The sequence below is a fragment of the Microbaculum marinum genome, assembly GCF_037855135.1.
Lineage (GTDB): Bacteria > Pseudomonadota > Alphaproteobacteria > Rhizobiales > Tepidamorphaceae > Microbaculum > Microbaculum marinum.
In genome coordinates, this window is the sequence record NZ_JAZHOF010000012.1 from 68078 (window position 1) to 91952 (window position 23875).

Here is a 23875-nt window from a genome sequence, read left to right on the forward strand (position 1 = left end):
GGGAGCATCAGCAAATGGCATCCAGACTGACCACTGCCGCGATCGGCCTCAGCGCGGCGCTCGCCGCCACCTCGGCCCTCGCCGATCCCGTGAAGATCGGCATGATCACCACCCTGTCGGGTCCCGCCGGCTATCTCGGCGAGGACGTGCGCGACGGCTTCATGCTGGCGATGGACGAGGAAGGCGGCGACAAGCTCGGCGGCGCCGACGTCGAGTTGCTGGTGGAGGACGACGGCCTGAAGCCGGAGAATGGCCAGCAGATCGCCGACCGCATGCTGAAGCGCGACGACGTCGACATCATGACCGGCATCATCTTCTCCAACATCTCGCCGATCGTCATCCCGATGTCGCTGGGGGCCGGCAAGTTCTACATCTCGCCGAACTCCGCGCCGTCGAACTTCGCCGGCGAGAAGTGCAACGAGGACTATTTCGTCGTCTCCTGGCAGAACGACTCGCTGCACGAGGCGGCCGGCATCGCCGCCGAGAAGTCGGGCTACCGGTCGACCGTCGTGCTGGCGCCGAACTACCAGGCCGGCAAGGACGCGATCGCCGGCTTCAAGCGGCACTACACCGGCGAGATCGTCGACGAGATCTACACCCAGCTCGGCCAGACCGACTATGCCGCCGAGATCGCCAAGATCCGCGCGGCCGATCCGGAAATGGTGTTCTACTTCCTGCCGGGCGGCATGGGCATCAACTTCATGAAGCAGTACGACCAGTCCGGCATGAAGTCGGAAATCCCGCTGATCGTCTCCGCGCCGAGCCTCGAGCAGCGCGTCATGGAGGCCGTCGGCGAGGCTTCGCTCGGCGTCTCGACCTCGAGCCACTGGAACATCGACCTCGACAACGAGGCCAACAAGACCTTCGTTGCGGAGTTCCGCGAGAAATACAACCGCGAGCCGACCGTCTATGCCAGCCAGGGCTACGACACCGCCAAGCTGATCGCCAGCGCCCTGCAGGCGACCGGCGGCAACGTGCTCGACGACAAGGACGCCTTCCGGGCGGCCCTCAAGAAGGCCGACTTCGCATCGGTCCGCGGCGACTTCAGGTTCGCCAACAACAACCACCCGATCCATGACTGGTACGCGATCAAGGCCGAGAAGGGCGACGACGGCAAGCTGCAGCTCGTCACCACCGGCGTGATCGCCGAGGATCACGTCGACGCCTACCACGACCAGTGCCCGATGCAGTGAGGACCGGGGCCCTGACGCGGCTTCCGCCGCGTGCGCCGGCTGCCGCCGGCGCCCCCCTCCCCGACCCTCCCCCACAAGGGGGGAGGGAAGGGTATGCCGGAATGGCCGGAGCCAAAATTGCCAACAGGGGCTCCGCAACCCGGCGGTGCATAGTGGTCAGGAACGCATAGCCGTAGCGCTCCCTCCCCCCTCGTGGGGGAGGGTCGGGGTGGGGGCGCGAGCCGAAGGCGAGCGTTCCTTTCCAGCAATGAACCGCCACCTTTGGCCGGGGGAAATCGCATCTAGATGCTGCTCTTCGTCGAACAGTGCCTGAACGGGCTGCAGCTCGGCATCTTCCTGTTCCTGGTCGCAGCCGGCCTGACGCTGATCTTCGGCATCATGGGCGTCATCAACCTCGCCCACGGGTCGCTGTTCATGATCGGCGCCTACGTCGCGGCGACCGTCACCAACCTGACCGGCTCCTTCCTGGTCGGCCTCCTCGCCGCCCTGCCCGCAGCCGCGCTCGCCGGCGTGATCATCGAGTTCGTCGTCATCCGGCGGCTCTACGACCGCGACCACCTCGACCAGGTGCTGGCGACCTTCGGCCTGATCCTGTTCATCAACGAGGCCGTGACCATGGTCTGGGGCCGCACGCCGCTGTTCCTGGACGTGCCCGACGCGCTGAAGGGCACGATCGAGATCATCCCCGGCATCCCCTACCCGATCTACCGCATCGCCATCATCGCGGCCGGCATCCTCGTGGCGGTGCTGATGTGGCTCGTCATCACCCGCACCCGCATCGGCATGCTGATCCGCGCCGGCTCCACGAACCGCGAGATGGTCGCGGCCCTCGGCGTCGACATCTCGCTGCTCTACACGCTGCTGTTTGCCGCCGGCGCCGTCTTTGCCGGCTTTGCCGGTGCGATGGCCGGGCCGCTCGTCTCCGTCCAGGTCGGCATGGGCGAGCAGATCCTGATCCTGACCTTCGTCGTCATCGTCATCGGCGGCATCGGCTCGATCCGCGGTGCGCTGGTCGGTTCGATCCTGGTCGGCGTCGTCGACACGCTCGGCCGCGCCTTCCTTCCCGACATCCTGAAGCTGTTCATGGCGCCCGCCGACGCCGACGGGATCGGCGGCGGCCTGTCGTCGATGCTGGTCTACCTGTTGATGGCGGTGGTGCTGATCGTCCGGCCGACCGGACTGTTCCCCGCGGCCGCGGGGGCACGCTAGAGGATGCCGCGCTCTTTCGAAAGACCGTTCCTGATCGCCGGCCTGATCCTGCTGATCGCCTTCCCGTATATCGCCGAGGCGGCCGGCAACGCCTACTTCACGTCGACCGTCGCCCGCATACTGATCTTTGCGATCGCCGCGATCAGCCTCGACCTGATCCTCGGCTACGGCGGCATGGTGAGCTTCGGGCACGCCGCCTATCTCGGCGTCGGCGCCTACGTGGTGGCGATCCTGTCGTTCCATCTTTACGACGGCTCGGCCCTGTTCGGGCTGCCCGGGACCGAATACGCGCCGGTCGTCTGGCCGCTCGGGGTCGCCGTCTCGGCGGTCGCGGCGCTGCTGCTCGGTGCGCTCTGCCTGAGGACCAGCGGCATCTACTTCATCATGATCACGCTGGCCTTCGCCCAGATGCTGTTCTTCCTGTTCGTCTCGCTGCAGCGCTACGGCGGCGACGACGGCCTGTTCATGTTCGCCGGCCGCAGCGAGATGCCGTTCATCGACCTCGAGAACGATACGGTCTTCTACTACGTGTGCCTCGCCTTCCTCGTCGGCTTCTTCCTGCTGTGCCGGGCGATCGTCGCATCGCGCTTCGGCCGGGTGCTGCAGGGCATCCGCCAGAACGAGCGCCGGATGGCGGCGCTCGGATATCCCGTCTACCGCTACAAGCTCGCCGCCTTCGTCATCGCCGGCGCAGGGGCGGGACTGGCCGGCGTATTGCTGGCGAACCACACCAAGTTCGTCAGCCCCGACATGCTGCACTGGACCAAGTCGGGCGACATCCTGATCATGGTGATCCTCGGCGGCATCGGCACCCTGACCGGCCCGATCCTCGGCTCCGCGGCCTTCCTGCTGCTGGAGGAATACCTGCCCGTCATCTTCGGCGACCTGTCCATGGACCTGCTCAAGGACCACTGGCGCGTCGTCTTCGGCCCGATGCTGATCCTGATCGTCCTGTTCGCCCGGCGCGGGCTCTACGGCGTCCTGTTCCGGAAGGAGAACGGCGATGGCTGACCCCTTGCTCAGAGTCGAGGCGCTCGCCAAGTCGTTCGGCGCGCTGAAGGCGACCGACGACCTGACGCTGGAGGTCGCCGACGGCGAGATCCATGCGCTGATAGGTCCGAACGGGGCCGGCAAGACGACGCTGGTCAACCAGCTTTCGGGCGAACTGAAGCCCGACCACGGCCGGGTCCTGTTCGACGGGCACGACATCACCACCCTGCCGGTCCACGAGCGGCCGCACCTGGGCCTCGTGCGATCGTTCCAGATCACCTCGATCTTCCCGGACTTCACCGTCCTGGAGAACGTCGCGCTGTCGGCCCAGTCGCGCACCGGCCACAGCTTCCATTTCTTCGCGCCCGTCCGCCGCGATCGGGTCCTGAACCGCATCGCAGGCGAGGCGCTCGCCGCCGTCGGCATGAAGGCGGAGGCGGACAGGCCGGCCCACGCGCTCTCGCACGGCCAGCAGCGCAGGCTCGAACTTGCCATGGCGCTGGTGCTGAAGCCCCGCCTGCTGCTGCTAGACGAGCCGATGGCCGGCATGGGGCCCGACGAGAGCGCCTTCGTGGTCGACGTGCTGAGAGGGCTGCGCGGCGAGGTCACGATGCTGCTGATCGAGCACGACATGGACGCCGTCTTCGCGCTCGCCGACCGGATCACCGTACTGGTCTACGGCAGCGCCATCGCCACGGGCACGCCAGCCGAAATCCGCGAGAACCCGGCCGTGCGCGAAGCCTATCTCGGCGAGGAGGAGCCGGCGTGACGGCGTCTGCCCTTACCTCCGCAGCAAGACGCCCAGCCGGCCCCTCGAGGACCGGCCAGGCGTTACCCCCCACCCCGCCCCTCCCCCACAAGGGGGGAGGGAGTGTGTGCGGCTCGCTTGCCGGCCTGTCGCTGCGACCGAGTTCGCCGTCTGCACGGGGGCGTGCTAAGTGGAAAGCCATTCCGTACCCGCCCCCTCCCCCCTTGTGGGGGAGGGTCGGGGTGGGGGCAAGCGCCGGAGGCGGGCTCGATGCCCGCGTTCGGTGCCGCTCACGAGACGTCCGCCCATGCTGACCCTCAGCGGCGTCGAGACCTTCTACGGCCGCAGCCAGGTGCTGTTCGGGGTCGACCTGTCGGTGGAGGCCGGCCAGGTCGCCACCCTGATGGGCCGCAACGGCATGGGCAAGACCACCACCGTGCGCTCCTTGCTCGGCCTGACGCCGCCCAGAGCCGGCCGGATCACCTTCGAGGGTCGGGACGTCGCCGGCCTCGCGCCGCACCGGATCGGCCGGCTCGGAATCGGTCTCGTCCCGGAAGGGCGTCAGATCTTCCCGACGCTGACCGTGCGGGAGAATCTGCTGGCGACGTCGGCCAATCGCTCGGGCTCGGGAACGCCGTGGACCCTGGATCGCATCTACGAACTGTTCCCGCGCCTGGGAGAACGGCACGGCCAGCTCGGACGGTCGCTGTCGGGCGGCGAGCAGCAGATGCTCGCCATCGGCCGCGCCCTGATGACCAATCCCAAGCTGATCGTGCTCGACGAGGCGACGGAAGGGCTCGCCCCGCTGATCCGCGAGGAGATCTGGGGCGTCATCGCGCGGCTGAAGGCCGCCGGCCAGTCGATCCTGCTGATCGACAAGAATCTGTCGGCGCTGAAGCGGATCGCCGACCGGCACTTCATCATGGAAAAGGGCGTGGTGGTCTGGAGCGGCGATTCCGCCGCCCTCGATGCCGATCCCGACATCGCCCATCGTTATCTGGGAGTGTGAGATGCCGGACGCGGTCTACCGGGGCATGGACGCCGATACGCTCGCACGCGAATACGATGCCCGGGCCACCGTCCCCTCGATCGAACCGTTCCTGCAGCGCTATGCGTCGCTTTCGGCCGAGATGCGCGCGACCCTGCCCTGCCATCTCGACGTCTCCTACGGGCCGTCCGAGGCCGAGGCGATGGATATCTTCCCGGCCGGACCGGGAGCACCGGTCCTGGTGTTCATCCACGGCGGCTACTGGCGGCTGCTGTCCAAGGACGACTCAGCCTTCATGGCGAAAGCGTTCACCGACGAGGGTATCGCCGTTGCCGCCGTCGACTACGCGCTGGCGCCGGAGGCGAGCCTCGACGAGATCGTCCGCCAGTGCCGCTCGGCGGTGACATGGCTGTGGGCGAACGGCCGCGAATTCGGCATCGACCCGCAGCGCATCCATGTCGCAGGTTCGTCGGCGGGAGGACACCTCGTCGGCATGCTGACGACACCGGGATGGCACGAGCTTGACGGCGTGACGGAAGACATCGTCAAGGGAGCGGTGTCGGCCAGCGGGCTCTACGACCTGGAGCCCGTCCGCCTGACGACGCCCAACGAGTGGCTGCGCCTGAGCCCCGCGGATGCCGCCCGCAACAGCCCGATCCGCCACCTCCCCGCACCCGGTTCTGCCGTAGGCTGCCCGCTGATCGCGGTATGGGGCGGCAACGAGACGGCGGAGTTCAAGCGCCAGAGCCGCGACTACGCGGAGGCCTGGAAGTCCCGCGGATTCCCCTGCACCGCCTACGAAATCGGCGACCGGAACCACTTCGACATCATCCTGGATCTCGCCGACCCCAAGCGGCGACTTTTCCGCGACACGCTTGCGATGATCGCGGCGAGCTAGATCCGCGCCGCCTTGCCCAGCGGATGCAGTGCCAGGCCCGCCGCTTCGGCGCGGTCCGGTTCGACCAGATTGCGCAGGTCGATCAGCACGGGGCGGCGCATCCGCGCCCGCATGGCGGCGAAATCGAGATCCCTGAACTCGGGCCATTCGGTAAGGATTACAACGGCATCGGCGCCTTCCGCCACCTCGGCGGCCTGCTCTGCATAGCCGATCCCGTTGAGGAGCGGCCTGGCGTTTTCCATTGCCTGCGGGTCGAACGCGGTCACCCTGGCGCCGCCCTTGACGAGTTCTGAGATTATGGTCAGCGCCGGGGCCTCGCGGACATCGTCGGTCCCGCTCTTGAAGGCGATTCCCAGCACGCCGATCCGCCTGCCGTCGAGCCCGCCGACAGCATCGGCGATCTTGGTGACCATCGCGTGCTTGTGCCAGTTGTTGGAGGACAGCACCGTCTCGACGATCGATAGCGGCGATCCCGCGTCCCGGGCGGCGTTGGCAAGCGCAAGGGCATCCTTGGGAAAGCACGAACCGCCGTATCCGGGGCCGGGCTTCAGGAAGCGCGGGCCGATCCGGGCATCGAGCCCCATGCCGTGGGCCACCATCTCCACGTCCGCGCCGACCTTCTCGCACAGCCGCGCCATTTCGTTGATGAAGGCGATCTTGGTCGACAGGAACGCGTTCGAAGCATGCTTGACGAGTTCGGAGGTTTCAGGGGTGGTCACCATCAAGACCGAACCCCGGTCGATCAGCGGCCGGTACAGGCTCTCCATCAGGTCGGCCGCACGCCGATCCCTGGAGCCGACGACGATGCGCTCGGCTTCAAGAAAATCGTGGACCGCGTTGCCTTCCCGGAGGAATTCCGGGTTCGACGTGACCGCGACGTCGATCCCCTGACGTTCCAGTATCCGCGCTTCCAGTCGCCGCGCCGTGCCGACCGGAACGGTCGATTTGGTGACCAGGACGGTGAAGCCGTCGACAGCATCGAGGACCGCGTCGGCAACCGCCATGACGGCGGTCAGATCGGGATTGCCGGTCTTCGGCTCGGGTGGCGTCCCCACCGCGATGAAAACGGCTTCCGAAGCACGCACCGCAGCCGCGGTATCCGTCGTGAATGTCAGCCTGCCTGCCGCGCGTTCGGCGGTGACGAGATCTTCCAGTCCCGGCTCGAAGATCGGAATCTCGCCGGCCTCGATGGAGGCGATCTTCCCGGCATCCCGGTCCACGCACACTACGGAATGGCCGAGCCGGGCAAAGCACGCGCCGCAGACGAGACCCACGTAACCGGTACCAACGACTGCAATGCGATGGGGCATGGTGGTTCGGCGGGCAGGTGGCGTGGGCGGCTCGGTTCCGGGGGCTACCAGACTTGCCCGCCGGACGCAATCGCTCCGCGCGAACGGCCCATACCGATCCGGGCCCGGCAGCCGGGGCACTTTCGCCGGGCGGATTTCGGCGGCACGCCGCGGCTGGCGCATTTGAGGTCTTGGACGTCGCTTCCGCGCCCGCCCGAAGGCCCGGACTTGGTACTAATCCCCCGCCGGCCGTAGCGTCCGTTCGATGGCGCTCACGCCGGAAATCGGTTAAGCGGTCGCACCGGCGATGGTGGCCTACAGTCCAGGGGAACAGCAATGAAGTCCGATATCGAAATTGCTCGCGAAGCAAGGATGGACACGGTTATCGACGTCGCCGGCAAGCTCGGCGTGCCGAGCGACTCGGTCCTTCAGTACGGGCCCTACAAGGCCAAGATCTCGCTGGACTACATCAATTCGCTGGCGGACCAGCCGGACGGGAACCTCGTCCTCGTCACCGCCATGACGCCGACGCCGGCGGGAGAAGGCAAGACCACGACCACCGTGGGCCTCGGCGACGGGCTGAACCGGATCGGCAAGAAGGCGATGATCTGCCTGCGCGAGCCTTCGCTCGGCCCCTGCTTCGGCATGAAGGGCGGCGCGGCCGGCGGCGGCATGGCACAGGTGGTGCCGATGGAGGACATAAACCTCCACTTCACCGGCGACTTCCACGCGATCACATCGGCCAACAACCTGCTCGCCGCCCTCGTCGACAATCACATCTACTGGGGCAATTCCCTGGGAATCGACGTGCGCCGCGTCGCCTGGCGCCGCGTCATCGACATGAACGACCGGGCGCTGCGCGAGATCGTCTGCTCGCTCGGCGGCGTCGCCAACGGCTTCCCGCGCGAAGGGGGCTTCGACATCACGGTCGCCTCGGAGGTCATGGCCATCCTCTGCCTGGCGATGGACCTGAAGGACCTGGAGCGCCGCCTCGGCAACATCGTCGTCGGCTACACCCGCGAGCGCAAACCCGTGACCGCCAAGGAAATCGAGGCGGCCGGCGCGATGACGGTGCTGCTCAAGGATGCGCTGATGCCGAACCTTGTCCAGACCCTGGAGAACAATCCCGCCTTCGTCCACGGCGGTCCCTTCGCCAACATCGCGCACGGCTGCAATACGGTTCTCGCCACCCGCACCGCGCTGAAGCTCGCCGACTACGTGGTGACGGAGGCGGGCTTCGGTGCCGACCTCGGTGCCGAAAAGTTCTTCGACATCAAGTGCCGGAAGGCGGGGCTGAAGCCCGCTGCCGCCGTCATCGTCGCCACGATCCGCGCTCTCAAGATGCACGGCGGCGTCGCCAAGGAGGATCTCGGGAAGGAAAACGTCGAGGCGGTCAAGAAGGGCCTGGCCAATCTCGGCCGCCATATCCGCAATGTCGGCCAGTTCGGCGTGCCGGCCGTCGTCGCCATCAACGGCTTCACGTCGGACACGCAGGCCGAAGTCGACGCCGTCCAGGCCTATTGCTCGGACCTCGGGGTGGAAGCGGTGAGTTGCACCCACTGGGCGAACGGCAGCGCCGGTACCGAGGAATTGGCGCGGAAAGTCGTCGCGCTCGCCGAATCGGGGAAGTCCCAGTTCCGTCCGCTGTACGACGACGACCTGTCGCCCTGGGAGAAGGTGCGGACCGTGGCGCGTTCGATCTACGGCGCCGAGGACATCGTCGCCGACAAGTCGGTGCGCGACCAGTTCCGGCAGCTCGACGAGCAGGGCTACGGCAGGTTTCCCATCTGCATGGCAAAGACCCAGTATTCCTTCTCCACCGACCCCAGCCTGAAGGGCGCACCGAGCGGCCACGTCGTGCCTATCCGCGAGGTCAGGCTGTCTGCGGGCGCGGAGTTCCTGGTGGTGATCACCGGCGAGATCATGACGATGCCTGGCCTGCCACGGATACCGGCAGCCAATACGATTCGGCTCGACGGTGCCGGCAACGTGGAGGGCCTGTTCTAGGCCCGCCCCCTTCGTCCGGCCCGAGCGCTATCAGCCATCTTCATGTCCGCCCGCCTGGGGGCGGCCGAAAAGGAATAGCAGCCGCCCCATTTTCGGCAATATTTTCAATTGGCAACACGTTGCCGGGATGTATTTTCGCAGCGTCAACTCGGGTTTTATCCCGCAAAGGAATGGTCAATGCGAAACTACATTGTCATGGCAGCGGTAGCTGCATCACTCGGCCTTCCGCTTGCTGCCCAGGCGCAGGTCGAGGTCCGCGAAGGCAATCCCCCGGCAACCGCGACGGCGGTGCAGACGCCGTCCGAGGCGCTGCAGACCCAGCGCCGCGTCCGCGTCATCGTCACATTGGAGGACCCCGCCGAAAGCGGAGGGAATCTGAGCCCGAGGGAAATCCGGGCTCTGCAGGACGCGGTCATCGAATCGGTCTTCGATACGACCGCCAGTGCAATGGAATCCGGTTCCAACCCATATGGATTGAGCCGCCTGACCGTTGTCCCGGCGTTCGCAGTCAACGTCGACGAAGCCGAACTGCGCCGGTTGCAGTCGGACCCGCGGGTCGAGAACGTCGCCCTCGACATGGAACTGGACGCCTTTCTCACCCAGTCCACCAAGATCATCGGAATGCCTGCGGCCTGGAAGGCCCCCTATCGGGCGACCGGCGACGGCGAAACCGTCGCAATCGTGGATACGGGCGTCAACCTGAACCACAAGTTCCTCGACGATTCCCGGATCATCGGCCAGGCCTGCTTCTCGGGAGCAGGAAACCCCGCGGCCTCCTTCTGCCCGAACGGCACCACCCGGCAGACGGGCGGCAATTCCGGCAAGAACTGTCCGACGAAGTTCGCCGCCGGATGCGTACACGGCACGCACGTGGCCGGCATCGCGGCAGGGTACAACACCAACCCGAAGGACGGCGAACCGCTCGAGGGCGTGGCCTTCGACGCAAACATCGTCGCGGTCCAGGTTTTCAAGAAAACCAAGGACGATGACGGCAACGACGCCATCGACACGTCGTTCTCGGATATTTTCGTTGCGCTCGACTGGCTTTACAGGAACCGGAACAAGTTCGAAACGCCCCTGACATCCATCAACATGAGCCTTGGCGGCGGGGGACCCTTCACGACCAATTGCGACCAGGATCCCCTCGGCCGGGTCATGAAGGTCATGATCAGAAGGTTCCGCAGAGCGGATGTCGCGGTCGTCATCGCCTCCGGCAACGACGGCTTCACCGACGGTGTCGCAATGCCGGCCTGCGTGTCCAACGCGATAACCGTCGGCGCCACGACGAAGTGGACCTTCGGCCAGGAGGAACGGACCGCCTACTACTCCAACATGGGCAGGATGGTCGACGTTCTGGCCCCGGGCGGCGACGCTTTCTATCCGGTGGACACGCCCTACGTGTCGACGATCCTTTCGTCGGTGCCCGGCAACAAGTTCAAGGGTCTGCAGGGCACTTCGATGGCGGCACCGCATGTGGCCGGTGTCTTCGCGGCCATCCGCTCAGCCGACAAATGCGGCGGCAAGTCGGTCGCCGCGATCGAAAAGGCGCTGGAGAAGACCGGAAAGAAAATCACCGACGTCAACTACACGCGCCGCAGGGTGAACCTTCCGCGGGCCATGCGTCGGCTCGGCTGCAACTGACGGTCCGGGCTTCCTGTCCGGCGCTCCTGCGCTCACATGGCAGTTTGATCGCGCGGCGTCAGGCCGCGCGATTCTTTTGTGCACGTCACCGGGACTGCCGCCGTCGGCAGAACATCCCGCATGCGATGTCCGCTGAAACGAACCCCTGTGTCGCATTTGGTGGCGCCGGCCTATGATCGAAGCCGGTAGGGTAAGGTGGTGCCTCAGTCGCCCGGGCCGCAGCGGACTGGATAATGAACCCGGGCAATCCTAGTTTCGATTGGGCGAGGCCGGCGAACGGACGTCGCAGCGATGCGGCGATCTGGCTGTACGACATCGAATGACGCGAACGCAGGTCAGGCAACGATGAACGATCAGGCGACCCTTCCCAAGGACCGGACGATGCCTGGCGGTGGCGAGGGCGGCGGCAAGAGGCGGCGCGGCTATGGGCCGAAGGGTCGCGACCTCGACCCCGTCGCTCACGACCAGGTCCGGACGCTGCTCGGCGATCGGCCCAGACGGCGCGACCTGCTGATCGAGTTCCTGCACCTGATCCAGGACGAGTACGGCTGCCTTCATGCCCGCCACCTGATGGCCCTCGCCGAGGAAATGCGCTTGTCGCAGGCGGAAGTGTACGAGGTCGCCACCTTCTACGCCCATTTCGACATCGTGAAGGAAGGAGAGGCGCCACCCCCGCCCCTGACGATCAGAGTCTGCGATTCGCTGCCATGCGCGATGAAGGGCGCAGACAGTCTGAAACGGGCGCTTGAAAGCGAGATCGATCCCGCGGCTATCCGTGTCGTCCGCGCGCCCTGCATGGGCCGCTGCGACACCGCGCCGGTCTGCGAGGTCGGCCATCGCTTCGTCGACCGCGCGACGCCGGAACGCACCGCCGCGGTCATCGTGGCCGGCGACTTTCATGCGCAGGTGCCCGACTATCAGTCGCTCGAGTCCTATCGCGCCGAGGGCGGCTACGCCGAACTGCAGCGCTTTCGATCGGGCGAACTGGCATACGACGACATCGCTAGGATGGTCGCCGAAGCCGGCCTGCGCGGGCTTGGCGGCGCCGGTTTTCCCGCCGCGCGCAAATGGGAATTCGTGAGGTCAGGCGCGAAACCCCGCCTGATGTGCGTCAACGCCGATGAAGGCGAGCCGGGAACCTTCAAGGACCGCTACTACATGGAAAGCCGTCCGCACCAGTTCCTGGAGGGAATGCTGATTGCCGCCCATGCCGTCGAGGCCGATCACATCTACCTGTATCTCCGCGACGAATACCCCGCCGCCCACAAGATCCTGACGCGGGAGATCGCCGCGCTGGAGGACGGCGGCCTGGCCGCTCCCGGCTATATCGAGATGCGACGTGGCGCGGGCGCCTATATCTGCGGCGAGGAATCCGCGCTGATGGAATCGGTGGAAGGCAAGCGCGGGCTGCCCCGTCACCGCCCGCCCTACGTTGCCAGCGTCGGCGTGTTCGGTCGGCCGACGCTGGAGCACAACGTCGAGACGCTTTACTGGATACCGGCGATCCTGAAGAACGGCGCGGAATGGTTCGCTTCGCAGGGCAAGCCGGGCCATAAGGGCCCGCGGTCCTATTCGGTGTCGGGGCGGGTGAACGATCCCGGCGTCAAGCTCGCGCCATCCGGCATATCGGTGCGCGAGCTCATCGACGGGTACTGCGGCGGCATGGAGGACGGCCACCGGTTTGCAGCCTACCTGCCCGGCGGCGCCTCCGGCGGCATCCTGCCGGCCGCCATGGGCGACCTGCCACTCGATTTCGGGACACTTGAAAAGTACGGCTGCTTCGTCGGCAGCCACGCAGTGGTGATCCTGTCCGACAAGGACGACGTCAGGGACGCGGCCATCAACCTGCTGAAGTTCTTCGAGGACGAAAGCTGCGGCCAGTGTACGCCCTGCCGGATCGGCTGCGAAAAGGCGGTCAAGCTGATGGAATCCGGCCGCTTCGACGACCCGCTGCTGGAGGACTTGTGCCAGGCCATGGCGGACGCCTCCATCTGCGGCCTCGGGCAGGCCGCGCCCAACCCGATCAGATCGGTCCGGAAATTCTTCGGCGAGGAGACGACGGCATGAGCGACACCATCCGTTTCACGCTGGACGGCCGGGAGGTCGGCGCCTCGCCCGAAGAATCGATCTGGCAAGTGGCCCAGCGCTGCGGCACCGACATCCCGCACCTGTGCTACTCCCCCGAGCCCGGTTACCGGGCCGACGGCAATTGCCGCGCCTGCATGGTCGAGATCGAGGGCGAGCGCGTCCTCGCCGCGTCCTGCATCAGGAAGCCGGCAGAGGGAATGGTCGTCCACTCGGCATCGAACCGCGCCGCCAAGGCGCGCGCGATGGTCATGGAAATGCTGGTCGCGGACCAGCCGGCGAAGACCGACGCCCACGATCCGACCTCGAAGCTGTGGGCCTGGGCCGACAGGATGGGCGTTTCGGAAAGCCGCCTTCCCGCACATAGTTTCGCCGAAGTCCCGGCACCGGATCCGAGCCATCCGGCGATGCGGGTCAATCTCGACGCCTGCATTCACTGCAACCTGTGTGTGCGCGCCTGCCGCGAGGTGCAGGTCAACGACGTCATCGGCATGTCGGGCCGAGGACACACCGCCAAGATCACCTTCGACTTTGACGACCCGATGGGCCGCTCGACCTGCGTTGCGTGCGGAGAGTGCGTGCAGACCTGCCCGACAGGGGCCCTGATGGAGGCCCGGCTGCTGAACGAGGACGGTGTTCGGGTAGAGTTCGAGCAGCAGACGATCCAGTCCGGCTGCCCGTTCTGCGGCGTCGGCTGCCAGATCGACTATCACGTCGCCGACGGCGAGATCCTCTATGCCGATGGCGCCGACGGCCCGGCCAACCAGAACCGGCTCTGCGTCAAGGGCCGCTTCGGCTTCGACTACCAGTCGAGCCCCGAACGACTGACGGTGCCGCTGATCCGGCGCGACGACGCCCCGAAGGAACCGCATGCGAAGCTCGATCCCGCCAACCCGTACACCCATTTCCGCGAAGCGACCTGGGAAGAGGCGCTCGACCGCGCGGCCGGCGGCCTGAACGAGGTCCTGAAGCGTGACGGCTCGCAAGCGCTGGCCGGCTTCGGCTCGGCCAAGTGCTCCAACGAGGAGGCCTACCTGTTCCAGAAGCTGGTGCGCGCCGGCTTCGGCACCAACAACGTCGATCACTGCACCCGGCTCTGCCACGCCTCGTCGGTGGCAGCCTTGATGGAAGCGATCGGCACCGGCGCCGTCACCGCGCCCTTCAATGCCGCCAAGGACGCCGAGGTTATCATCGTCATCGGCGCCAATCCGACCGAGAACCACCCGGTCGCCGCGACCTTCATCAAGAATGCCGTCAAGCGGGGCAAGCGGCTCTACGTCGTCGACCCGCGCAGGCAGATGCTGTCACGGCACGCCACCCGTCACCTCCAGTTCAAGCCGGGATCGGACGTCGCCCTGCTCAACGCCATGATCCACACGATCATCGAGGAGCAGCTCTACGACCGGCAGTACGTCGCCGCGCGCACGCACGGCTTCGAGGAACTGGTCGAGAAGGTCCGGCAGTTCTCGCCGGAAGAGATGGAAGCGGTCTGCGGCGTTCCGGCCGACGTGATCCGGGAGGTCGCCCGGGACTACGCGCGCTCCGAGGCGTCCATCATCTTCTGGGGAATGGGTATCTCCCAGCACGTCCATGGCACCGACAACGCCCGCTGCCTGATCCAGCTCGCGCTGATCACCGGACAGGTCGGCCGGCCCGGCACTGGACTGCATCCGCTGCGCGGCCAGAACAACGTGCAGGGCGCCTCCGACGCCGGGCTGATCCCGATGGTCTATCCGGACTACCAGTCTGTCGCCAAGCAGGAGATCCGCGACCTGTTCGAGGACTTCTGGGGCACGGACCTGGATCCCAAGGCGGGCCTGACCGTGGTGGAGATCATCAACGCCATCCACGAGGGACAGATCAAGGCGATGTACGTGCTCGGCGAGAACCCGGCGATGTCGGATCCCGACCAGCACCACGCCCGCGAGGCGCTGGCACGTCTCGACCACCTCGTCGTGCAGGACATATTCCTGACCGAGACGGCCTACTACGCAGACGTGATCCTGCCGGCGACGAGCTACTACGAGAAGTGGGGCACGTTCACCAACACCAACCGGCAGGTCCAGATCGGCGAGCCGGTGGTCGCACCGCCCGGCCAGGCGCGTCCCGACTGGCAGACCGTCCAGGAGATCGCCACGCGGATGGACCTAGACTGGACCTACCAGTCGCCCGCCGAAGTCTTCACGGAGATGGCGCAGGTGATGCCGTCTCTGAAGAACATCACCTGGGACCGCGTCGTGCGCGAGCGCAGCGTCACCTATCCCTGCGATGCGCCGGACCGGCCCGGCAACGAGATCCTGTTCGCCGAGTCGTTCCCGACCGAGGATGGCCGCGCGAGGATCGTGCCGACGGACTTGCTGCCGCCTGATGAATTGCCCGACGCTGCCTATCCGATGGTCCTGACCACGGGGCGCCTGCTGGAGCATTGGCATACCGGCGCGATGACCCGGCGGGCCTCCGTTCTCGAGGACATCGAGCCGGAACCGACCGTCGCCATGCATCCCCGCCAGCTGCGTACCCTCGGCGTCGAGGCAGGCGACATGGTCAGGGTCGCCACGCGTCGCGGCGAGATCGCACTGAAGGCGCGGCGCGACCGCAATGTCCCGGAGGGGATGCTGTTCATCCCCTTCTGCTTCGAGGAGGCGGCCGCCAATATCCTGACCAATCCGCAGCTCGATCCGTTCGGCAAGATTCCCGAATTCAAGTTCTGCGCCGCGCGGATAGAACCTGCCGCTCAACCAGCCGAGGCTGCCGAGTAGTGTTCGCCACAGGTTTGGCGGAGGTTATCCGCCGACCGCCGCCCGGAACTCCGGCAGCGCCTTCAGCAGCGCCATCGTACCGTTGATGTCGAGCCGCTCGGTATTGTGCGAGGTGTAGTCGACGAGCCTGGCCACGCGCGGATCGCCTTCGGAGAAGTACGAAGCGTAGTCGAGATCGCGCCCGTCCATCCGGATCCGCCAGTAAGCATCCTGGTCGTCGGCACTTGCCAGTTCATCGGCAGTCGCAAGCGTCTCGTAGAGCTTCTCGCCGTGGCGTACGCCGATGGTGCGGATCTCGGCGTCGGCGCCAAGCAACGCGTTCAGCGCCTGGGCAAGCGTCAGAATGGTGCAGGCCGGCGCCTTCTTGATGAAGACGTCGCCGGGTTCGGCGTGGGTCAGCGCATGTTCGACCAGCGCCACCGAATCGCTCAACGGCAGCAGGAACCGGGTCATCTCGGGATTGGTGACGGTGACCGGACCGCCCGAGCGGATCTGCTCGACGAACAGCGGGATAACCGATCCGCGCGAATACATGACATTCCCGTAGCGCACGCAGGCAACGATCGTTCCCGTACCGTTGCGACGGCGGGAAGCCGCCTGGACCAGCTTCTCCATCAGCGCCTTGGACATGCCCATCGCGTTGATCGGCAGCACCGCCTTGTCGGTCGACAGACAGACGACCCGTTCGATGCCGTTCGCGATCGCCGAGTCGATCACGTTCGATGACCCCATGACATTCGTGCGCACGGCTTCCATGGGGAAGAACTCGCAGGACGGGACCTGCTTCAGGGCGGCGGCGTGGAACACCAGGTCGACGCCGGCCATCGCCCTGTCGACGCTGCCGATGTCGCGGACGTCGCCGATATAGAACGACAGCCGCGCCTCGCGCAGGCGATTGCGCATGGTGTCCTGCTTCTCCTCGTCGCGAGACAGGATGCGGATCTCGCGCGCCCCGCGCCGAAGCGCGTGCTGCACCATGACGCTGCCGAAGGATCCGGTGCCGCCGGTAATCAGGATGGTCTTGTCTTGCATGTGCCTGCCTGTGCTGCCGGATCATGTGCCACAGGCGGGGCTGCCGTGCAATTCGGGCGGCGGGAGCGTCATCTTCCGCGAATTGCCATTGCCGGAGCCACCTCAACGTTTAAGGTGCCGCCGCGAATAAGACAGGGAGCAGGTTATGCGAATTCTGGTTGTCGGGGCCGGTGCGATCGGGGGGTACTTCGGAGGGCGGCTGCTCGCGGCCGGGCGCGACGTGACGTTTCTGGTGCGTCCGCGCAGAGCCGAACTGCTGGCGCAGGGCGGCGTGGTCGTCAGGAGCCAACTGGGCGACCTCGATCTGCCCAATCCGCCCACCGTCACGGCCGACGGGATCAGGGACAGCTTCGACCTCATCATCCTGAGCTGCAAGGCGTACGATCTGGACGGCGCGATCGAGGCGATCGCCCCCGCCGTCGGCCCCGAGACGTCGATCCTGCCGCTCCTGAACGGCATGGCGCATATCGACCGACTGGTCGAGCGATTTGGTGAGAAGCCGGTCCTAGGCGGGCTGTGCGTCATCTCAACCTCGCTCGCCCAGGACGGTCACATCATTCACCACAACGACCTGCATTTCCTGGCTTTCGGCGAGCGCGACGGCAGCGTCTCCTATCGCACCGAAGCCGTCGCGGCGGAGCTGGGACTGGGCGGATTCGACGTCAAGCTCAGCACCGAGATCCTGCAGGGCATGTGGGAGAAATGGGTGTTCATCGCCAATGCCGCCGGAATCACATGCCTGATGCGCGCCGCAGCGGGCGACATCGCCGCCGCTGGCGGCAACTACCTGACGATCGCGCTGCTCGAGGAATGCAGGACGATCGCCACGCGCTCCGGGTTCCCGCCGTCGGAGGAATCGATCGAGCGGGCCCGCAAGATGTTCACCGAGGCAGGCTCGCCGCTGATGGCGTCGATGCTGCGGGATGTGGAACGCGGCGGACCGATCGAGGCCGAGCCCATCATCGGAGACCTCCTGCGCCGCGGCGGCGACCCCGAGGACTACCCCCTGCTGCGGATCGTCAACGTTCACCTGAAGGCCTATGAAGCCAGACGGGCCCGCGAAGGCTCTGCGGCAGGCTAGTCCATGCGCTGCGCGTCTTGAACCACGTTGATTGGCTGACTGTCCGGTGCGAGCCGGATAGAATGCACCGCGACTGGTTCGCTCCTGCCCGCCACGTCCAGCCACCGGACCTCGGAATGTGGAAAGCGGTCCGCCACGGCGAGGAAAGCCTTTTCGCCGACCAGAATCTCGCCGGGCGCGGCCGCGGCCTGGATCCGTGCAGCGACGTTCACCGGGTCGCCGAGAGCTGTGAAGTCGTAGTAATCCTCGCGCCCGACATTGCCGACGAACGCCGTGCCGACTTCTATGCCGATCCCGACCGGCAGCCACGGCTCGGCGGCGGCGCCATATCCAAGTTCGCGCATGATGTCCCGGGCAGCGAAAACCGCGGCGCTCTTGAAGTCAGGGCCTGCAAACCCCGGAATGAAGAAGGCCATCACTTCGTCGCCGATCAGCTTGTCGATCGTCGCGTCATGACGGACGAGAACCCCTGTCGCCGTTGCGTAGAAGCGGTTCAGCATTCCGGCGAACCGCACCGGGCCGAGTCGTTCGGCCAGCCCCGTCGACCCGCGGATGTCGGCAAACAGGATGGCGGTTTCGATCTCCGCGCCGCCCAGTGGCATCTTCTCGCAGCAGAGCTCGCATATGTTCGGATTTTTCTTCGAACGTCTGAATCCCAAGGTGCGGCACACGCGTCCCCCAAATCCGCCGAACGGATTGAGGCAAATCTTGCAGCGCGGCGTACCCGGCACGTAGCGCATGACGTGCCGCAGTGCCTTGTGGCCAGCGTGGCCCTCCTTCAGGACCTTCTGCCACGCAGCCAGCTTCGCGTCCGCTACAGCATCCGTGATCTGCATCATGACACTACCTAGCCATCTAATCATATATCACACTGCCGGAAGGCGGTCACCATCGATGCCGCGGCGGCTTGACTCCACGCCGTCCAGACCGTCCATTTCGCCCGCATGAGGAAGATCGCGGTTACCGGAGCGGACGGGCTGATCGGCTGGCACACCCATGCGTGGCTGTCGGTGCAGCCCGGGATCCTGGTCGTACCGGTTCCCAAGGCGGCCTGGGACGACACGGCAACGCTGGCAGGCATTCTGTCGGGATGCGATGCGGTCGTTCATCTTGCGGCGATGAACCGCGGCGACGAAGACACGGTCTACGAGACCAATGTACGGCTCGCCCGCACGCTCGCCGGCGCTCTTGAGCGTCAGGGACTGGCTCCTCGCGTCCTGCACGCCTCCTCGACGCAAGTCGAGCGAGACACCCCCTACGCCCGCTCGAAGCGCGCGGCAGGTGAGATCCTGGCCCGCTGGGCGGCCAGGACCGGCGCCCGGTTCACGGACATGATCCTGCCCAACGTCTTTGGCGAGGGCGGGCGTCCGTTCCACAACTCGGTGGTGTCCACCTTCTGCCATCAACTGGCGTCCGGCGGCGAACCCCGAATCGATGTCGATGCCGAGATCGAGTTCCTGCATGCGCACGAGGTCGCGCAGGGAATTGGCACGCTTCTCGCGGACCAAGGTGCGGAAGTCTGGCGACCGGAAGGGACGCGGCTCACCGTATCGGCGCTTCTCGACCGGCTGCGGACGATCGATGCCGACTACAGGGACCACTATATCCCGGATCTGCGCGAGCCGTTCGAGCGCGATCTGTTCAACACCTACCGCAGCTACCTGTTTCCCCGGCACTATCCCGTCGCCTTCACGATGCACACGGACCAGCGCGGCACGTTGATCGAGGCCATACGGGAGGGGAACGGCGGCCAGATCCACTATTCCAGCACCCATCCCGGTTTCGTCCGCGGCGAACATTTTCATTTCCGCAAGGTGGAGCGTTTCGTCATCATGGCCGGCGAAGCGGAGGTTGCCGTGCGGCGGATCTGCGGTTCGCAGGTCAACCGGTTCAGGGTGAGCGGCGAAGCGCCCGCCTATGTCGACATGCCGACGATGCATACCCACAACCTGCGCAACACCGGGTCCGGCGAACTGATCGCGATGTTCTGGACGAACGAGCTCTACGATCCCGAGGCGCCCGATACCTACAGGGTGCCGGTAGAGCCGGAGGACGCCGACCACGGCACGAAAGCGGCGGGTACGCCATGAAGGTGATGACCATCCTCGGCACCCGGCCGGAGATCATCCGCCTGTCGCGCGTCATCGCGCGGCTTGACGAGGCTTGCGACCACGTCCTCGTCCACACCGGCCAGAGCCATGACCGCGCCCTTTCCGACGTCTTCTTCGAGGATCTCGGCCTGCGTGCACCGAACCATCATCTCGGCGTCAGGGCCGACACGCTGGGCGGCCAGCTCGGCAACATCCTGAGCGGGTCGGAACGGGTCCTGAAAGAGGAGAAACCCGAGGCGCTGGTGGTGCTGGGCGACACCAATTCCGCCTTGTCGGCGATCATGGCCAAGCGGATGCGCGTTCCCGTCTACCATATGGAGGCGGGCAACCGCTGCTTCGACTGGAACGTTCCCGAGGAGACCAACCGGCGGATGATCGACCACATCGCCGATTTCAACCTGGTCTATACCGAGCACGCCCGGCGCAACCTGCTGGCCGAGGGCTTGCCGCCCCGCCGCATCGCGTTGACCGGGTCGCCGATGCGAGAGGTGCTCGAGCATTACCGCGACGACATCGAGGCCTCGGACGTGCTGGGCAGGATGGAACTGCAGCCCCGCGCCTACATCGTCGCCAGCGTCCACCGCGAGGAGACCGTCGACAATCCCGAACATCTCTCGCTCGTCGCCGAAACGCTGACAAGGCTGTCGCAGCGCTTCGACCGGCCCGTGCTCGTCTCCACGCATCCGCGTCTCCGGCGCCGCATGGAGGAAGCGGGAAATCCTGTCGTCGGCGACGGCGTGCGGTTTCATCCCCCCTTCGGCCTGCTGGACTACGTCAAGCTCCAGAAGAACGCCTTCTGCACCGTCTCGGATTCCGGCACCCTGGCCGAGGAGGCCGCCATTCTCCAGTTTCCTGCAGTGTCGCTGCGCAACGCCACAGAACGCCCGGAAGGCGTGGAAGCCGGCGCGATGCTGCTGACAGGCATCGATCCCGAGACGGTCTGCCAAGCGATCGCCTGGCAGACCGGGAGGTTTGCGGCCGGCGAGCGGCCGGCCTGTCCGCCGGACTACGAGATCGCCGACACCTCCGCACGGGTTGTAAGCCTCGTGCTCGGCACGGCGCGGCTGATGCATCGGTGGGTCGGCATCGACCCGCGCGGCGCCTGACCAGCGACCGGGGGCGGCGTTGAAGATCCTGATCATCTACCGGCACTACTGGCCCGATACCCCGCCGCTCGGATCGATGCTGAGGACGATCGCCGAGCACCTCGCCGCACGCGGCCACCGGGTCTTCGTGGTTACGGCTCAGCCGTCCTATCAAGGCCGCAAGTCCGCAGCCCTGCCGAAGCGCGAGTTCAAGGGCGGCGTCCGTATCATACGCCTGCCGCTGCCGGCCGAAACGGGCGGCATGTTCATGCGGTCGGTCAACGCCCTGCTCTTCCAGGTTTCGGCCTTCTCGTATGCGGCGCGCCACCGCTTCGATCTCGTCTGGGCCAACACGCTGCCGCCCGTCTACAGCGGCTTCAATGCCATGGTGTCGGCACGCGCATGCGGGGCGCGACTGCTCTACCACATGCAGGACGTCTATCCGGAAGTCTGGCGCCATGCTTCGCCGCGTCCGCCAGGCGCGCTCAAGCGGGCCTTGATCGGCGTCCTCGCTACCATTGATTCCTGGACCTGCCGCAGCGCGTCGGCCGTCGTCGTTCTCTCCGAGGACATGATGCGCACGGTCGCGGATCGTGGCGGCAACGGCGCCGTTGCCTTTCACGTCATCAACAATTTCGTCCAGCAGGAACTGAAATCCGACACTTCTCCGCCCAAACGGCTCGAAACGAGCGATTTCCGCCTGGTGTTCTCGGGCAATATCGGCAGGTTCCAGAACCTCCAGCTGCTGGTCGAGGCGATGGCGCTGATCGATCCTGCGGAGGGCATCTCGCTGGAATTCATCGGATCCGGCGTGATGGAGGAGACGCTGCGCGAAACGGTTCGCCAGCGGGGGCTCAAGCATGTCCACTTCAACGAGCGCCTGCCGTCGAATGAAGCGTTCCAGCTTACCCGAACCGCCGATCTCGGCGTCATTTCGCTGGTTCCCGGCATGTACCGGGTGTCCTACCCCAGCAAGCTCATGACCTACCTTGCCGCCGGTCTGCCGGTCCTCGCACTGATCGAAGCCGAAAGCGATCTCGCCCACTACCTGCGCGGCAACGATGCCGGTATCGCCGTCCTCGGCGACGCGTCGGCGGTCGCCGATGTGATCAGGAGGGCGCGCGACACGTTCTCCGGAGAAGCCGGCATCAAGGAGCGCATGGAGGCGCTGGCTGCCCGCGATTTCGGACGCGAGGCGATCCGCGAACGATGGGTGCGCCTTATAGACACTTTCGTGGCCGACTGAGGCGCCTTGCCAGAAGCGAAGGCCGGCCACGGTCAGTCAGAGTACAGCGCCTTAATCGTTCGCCGGATAATCGCAAGATCGAGCCGGAAGCTGCGCCGGTCGACGTATTCCAGATACAGCGCCACCTTCCTTGGCACGATCTCCTCGATATACGTTCTTTCGGGATCTTCGGCACGGGCGAGAATCTCTTCCTCGTGCCGGTATTCCAGGGTCGCCAGGTCGGTGATGCCCGGCCGCACGGAAACCACCTTTTCGCGGCTTTCCGCCGGATAGCGGGCGAACATCGCAGGCACTTCGGGCCGCGGTCCCACCAACGACATCTTGCCGCGCAGGATATCCCAGAGCTGCGGCAGTTCATCCAGCTTGTAGTGGCGCAGGAAGGCGCCGACCCGGGTAATGCGCGGATCGCCGCCGGCGGTGACCTGCAGCCCCGGCCCGGGACGCATCGAACGGAACTTGTGCATCCGGAACGGCACGCCTCCCCGGCCGATGCGCACCTGCGAGAAGAATACCGGCGGTCCGGAATCGATCAGGACAGCAACGGCGATTGCGGCCATGACCGGCGACAGGACGACGATGCCCGCAAAGCTCGCCGCGATGTCGAACAGCCGTTTCGTCAGGTCCCCGCGCATGACGCCTCAAACATAGCCGAGTTCAGCCATCTTTGCCTCGACGGCGGCCCGGGTGTCCCCGGTGATCGCATCGGGAAGCGCAGAGGTTCTCCCGGTCGCTTCTCTTACGCGCCCGGAGAAGACCGTCCGCGCCAGCGCGTCATCCGCAACGCCGAGAAACGACCAGACCTGCGCCAGGCTCTCCGGACCGGACGTGAGGTCTTCGTAGCGCAGCGATATCCCCCGATCCGCGGGCAACGCACCGAAAAACCGGTCGATCGAGCCGATGGCGGCAAGCCACTGGCGCGCACACACCGTTTCCAGGCTGTACAGGGCAAGATCGTCCTGAATGCCGGGGTAGCGCGCGCCCCAAACCTTGACGCCGCGCCCGTGTCGAAGCCGGCCTGCCACCGCGTTCATCCCGTACCAGGCCATATAGCCGATGTCGCGCGCATCGAAGTACCGCGCCTTGCGGGCGAGGTAGCCGAGGTCCTGCGGCGCCTTCCATGCCGCTATCGAGGACGGGATCGTGTGCCGCGGATCGCGAACGATGCGCACGTAGGTAGCGTCCGGCAGCACCCGATCGACGAAATCCGGGCGCAGGGCGTTGCCCACGGTCTTTTCGGCGATCCATCGCGCGCCCGACACGGGTGACGAACCGGCATTTCGCATTGCCAGCGCCGTCAGGCGCTCCCGGATCCGGCGGGCCGGTTCCGGTCTTGCAGCCTCGGCGGGGAAGGCGTCGTCGGGATGCGCCTCGTTGCCTGTCCGCCAGATGTGGTTGACGTCGAACGGCACCCCGGCGACGGCCGGATGTGCGGCTATCAGGTCCCTGAGCAAGGTCGTTCCGGAACGCGCGGGACCGAGGACGACGACGAAACGGGGGGCGGCGTCTGCCACGG

General features: G+C 66.2%; 19 protein-coding genes. 14 read left to right on the forward strand and 5 right to left on the reverse strand.

The genetic code is table 11. The features are described from left to right. Positions 1 to 14 precede the first annotated feature (14 nt). From V3328_RS23675 to V3328_RS23700, 6 genes are all read left to right on the forward strand, one after another. Entirely contained in the window at positions 15 to 1193 is a 1179-nt protein-coding gene (locus tag V3328_RS23675; protein WP_340332201.1) for an ABC transporter substrate-binding protein, read from the forward strand. Between the two features lie 285 nt (positions 1194 to 1478). Next, a complete protein-coding gene (locus V3328_RS23680; protein WP_340332202.1) occupies positions 1479 to 2402 on the forward strand; it encodes a branched-chain amino acid ABC transporter permease in 924 nt (307 codons plus the stop codon). A 3-nt stretch (positions 2403 to 2405) separates the two neighbouring features. After that, complete coding sequence (locus V3328_RS23685; protein ID WP_340332203.1) at positions 2406 to 3413, forward strand: branched-chain amino acid ABC transporter permease; 1008 nt, start codon at positions 2406 to 2408, stop codon at positions 3411 to 3413. After that, positions 3406 to 4161 (forward strand): ABC transporter ATP-binding protein, encoded by a 756-nt coding sequence (locus tag V3328_RS23690; RefSeq protein ID WP_340332204.1) that lies wholly within the window; start codon positions 3406 to 3408, stop codon positions 4159 to 4161. The genes V3328_RS23685 and V3328_RS23690 overlap by 8 nt, the downstream gene beginning before the upstream one ends. Positions 4162 to 4447: 286 nt before the next feature. Beyond that, positions 4448 to 5149, forward strand: a complete 702-nt coding sequence (locus V3328_RS23695; RefSeq protein WP_340332205.1) for an ABC transporter ATP-binding protein — start codon at positions 4448 to 4450, stop codon at positions 5147 to 5149. 1 nt (position 5150) lies between these two features. After that, positions 5151 to 6026 (forward strand): alpha/beta hydrolase, encoded by an 876-nt coding sequence (locus V3328_RS23700; RefSeq protein WP_340332206.1) that lies wholly within the window; start codon positions 5151 to 5153, stop codon positions 6024 to 6026. Here V3328_RS23700 and V3328_RS23705 read toward each other — a convergent pair. Next, a complete protein-coding gene (locus V3328_RS23705) occupies positions 6023 to 7336 on the reverse strand; it encodes a UDP-glucose dehydrogenase family protein (protein WP_340332207.1) in 1314 nt (437 codons plus the stop codon). The genes V3328_RS23700 and V3328_RS23705 overlap by 4 nt on opposite strands. Positions 7337 to 7651: 315 nt before the next feature. Here V3328_RS23705 and V3328_RS23710 point away from each other — a divergent pair, with 315 nt between their 5' ends. The 4 genes from V3328_RS23710 to fdhF all read left to right on the forward strand — a co-directional run bounded on the left by V3328_RS23710 (position 7652) and on the right by fdhF (position 15807). Beyond that, the gene (locus V3328_RS23710) at positions 7652 to 9322 is read left to right on the forward strand and encodes a formate--tetrahydrofolate ligase (RefSeq protein ID WP_340332208.1); all 1671 of its coding nucleotides are present in this window, start codon (positions 7652 to 7654) and stop codon (positions 9320 to 9322) included. Positions 9323 to 9499: 177 nt separating this feature from the next. Next, positions 9500 to 10963, forward strand: a complete 1464-nt coding sequence (locus tag V3328_RS23715) for a S8 family peptidase (RefSeq protein WP_340332209.1) — start codon at positions 9500 to 9502, stop codon at positions 10961 to 10963. A gap of 345 nt (positions 10964 to 11308) precedes the next feature. Then, positions 11309 to 13030, forward strand: a complete 1722-nt coding sequence (locus tag V3328_RS23720) for an NAD(P)H-dependent oxidoreductase subunit E (RefSeq protein WP_378759009.1) — start codon at positions 11309 to 11311, stop codon at positions 13028 to 13030. Next, entirely contained in the window at positions 13027 to 15807 is a 2781-nt protein-coding gene (gene fdhF / locus V3328_RS23725) for a formate dehydrogenase subunit alpha (RefSeq protein WP_340332210.1), read from the forward strand. Before V3328_RS23720 ends, fdhF begins: the two co-directional genes overlap by 4 nt. A 24-nt stretch (positions 15808 to 15831) precedes the next feature. On the opposite strand, the gene V3328_RS23730 is transcribed toward fdhF, so the two are convergent. Further along, entirely contained in the window at positions 15832 to 16839 is a 1008-nt protein-coding gene (locus V3328_RS23730) for a polysaccharide biosynthesis protein (protein WP_340332211.1), read from the reverse strand. Positions 16840 to 16984: 145 nt separating this feature from the next. Here V3328_RS23730 and panE point away from each other — a divergent pair, with 145 nt between their 5' ends. Then, positions 16985 to 17920, forward strand: coding sequence for a 2-dehydropantoate 2-reductase (gene panE, locus V3328_RS23735; protein ID WP_340332212.1), 936 nt, complete (start codon positions 16985 to 16987; stop codon positions 17918 to 17920). On the opposite strand, the gene V3328_RS23740 is transcribed toward panE, so the two are convergent. Then, complete coding sequence (locus tag V3328_RS23740; protein ID WP_340332213.1) at positions 17917 to 18759, reverse strand: adenylate/guanylate cyclase domain-containing protein; 843 nt, start codon at positions 18757 to 18759, stop codon at positions 17917 to 17919. The two genes, panE and V3328_RS23740, sit on opposite strands and share 4 nt — an antisense overlap. Positions 18760 to 18864: 105 nt before the next feature. Between V3328_RS23740 and V3328_RS23745 the strand changes: the two genes are divergently transcribed. From V3328_RS23745 to V3328_RS23755, 3 genes are read left to right on the forward strand one after another with little or no spacing between them, the layout of a single operon-like run. After that, on the forward strand, positions 18865 to 20010 hold the full coding sequence (locus V3328_RS23745; protein WP_340332214.1) for a polysaccharide biosynthesis C-terminal domain-containing protein: 1146 nt from the start codon (positions 18865 to 18867) through the stop codon (positions 20008 to 20010). Continuing rightward, a complete protein-coding gene (gene wecB, locus V3328_RS23750; protein WP_340332215.1) occupies positions 20007 to 21137 on the forward strand; it encodes a non-hydrolyzing UDP-N-acetylglucosamine 2-epimerase in 1131 nt (376 codons plus the stop codon). Before V3328_RS23745 ends, wecB begins: the two co-directional genes overlap by 4 nt. A gap of 19 nt (positions 21138 to 21156) precedes the next feature. Beyond that, positions 21157 to 22362 (forward strand): glycosyltransferase family 4 protein, encoded by a 1206-nt coding sequence (locus tag V3328_RS23755; RefSeq protein ID WP_340332216.1) that lies wholly within the window; start codon positions 21157 to 21159, stop codon positions 22360 to 22362. A 32-nt stretch (positions 22363 to 22394) separates the two neighbouring features. Here the strand turns inward: V3328_RS23755 and V3328_RS23760 are convergent, their stop codons facing one another. Together V3328_RS23760 and V3328_RS23765 are read right to left on the reverse strand one after the other, a co-directional pair. Next, positions 22395 to 22994, reverse strand: coding sequence for a sugar transferase (locus tag V3328_RS23760; RefSeq protein ID WP_340332217.1), 600 nt, complete (start codon positions 22992 to 22994; stop codon positions 22395 to 22397). Between the two features lie 6 nt (positions 22995 to 23000). Then, positions 23001 to 23873, reverse strand: coding sequence for a sulfotransferase family protein (locus tag V3328_RS23765; RefSeq protein WP_340332218.1), 873 nt, complete (start codon positions 23871 to 23873; stop codon positions 23001 to 23003). Positions 23874 to 23875 lie beyond the last annotated feature (2 nt).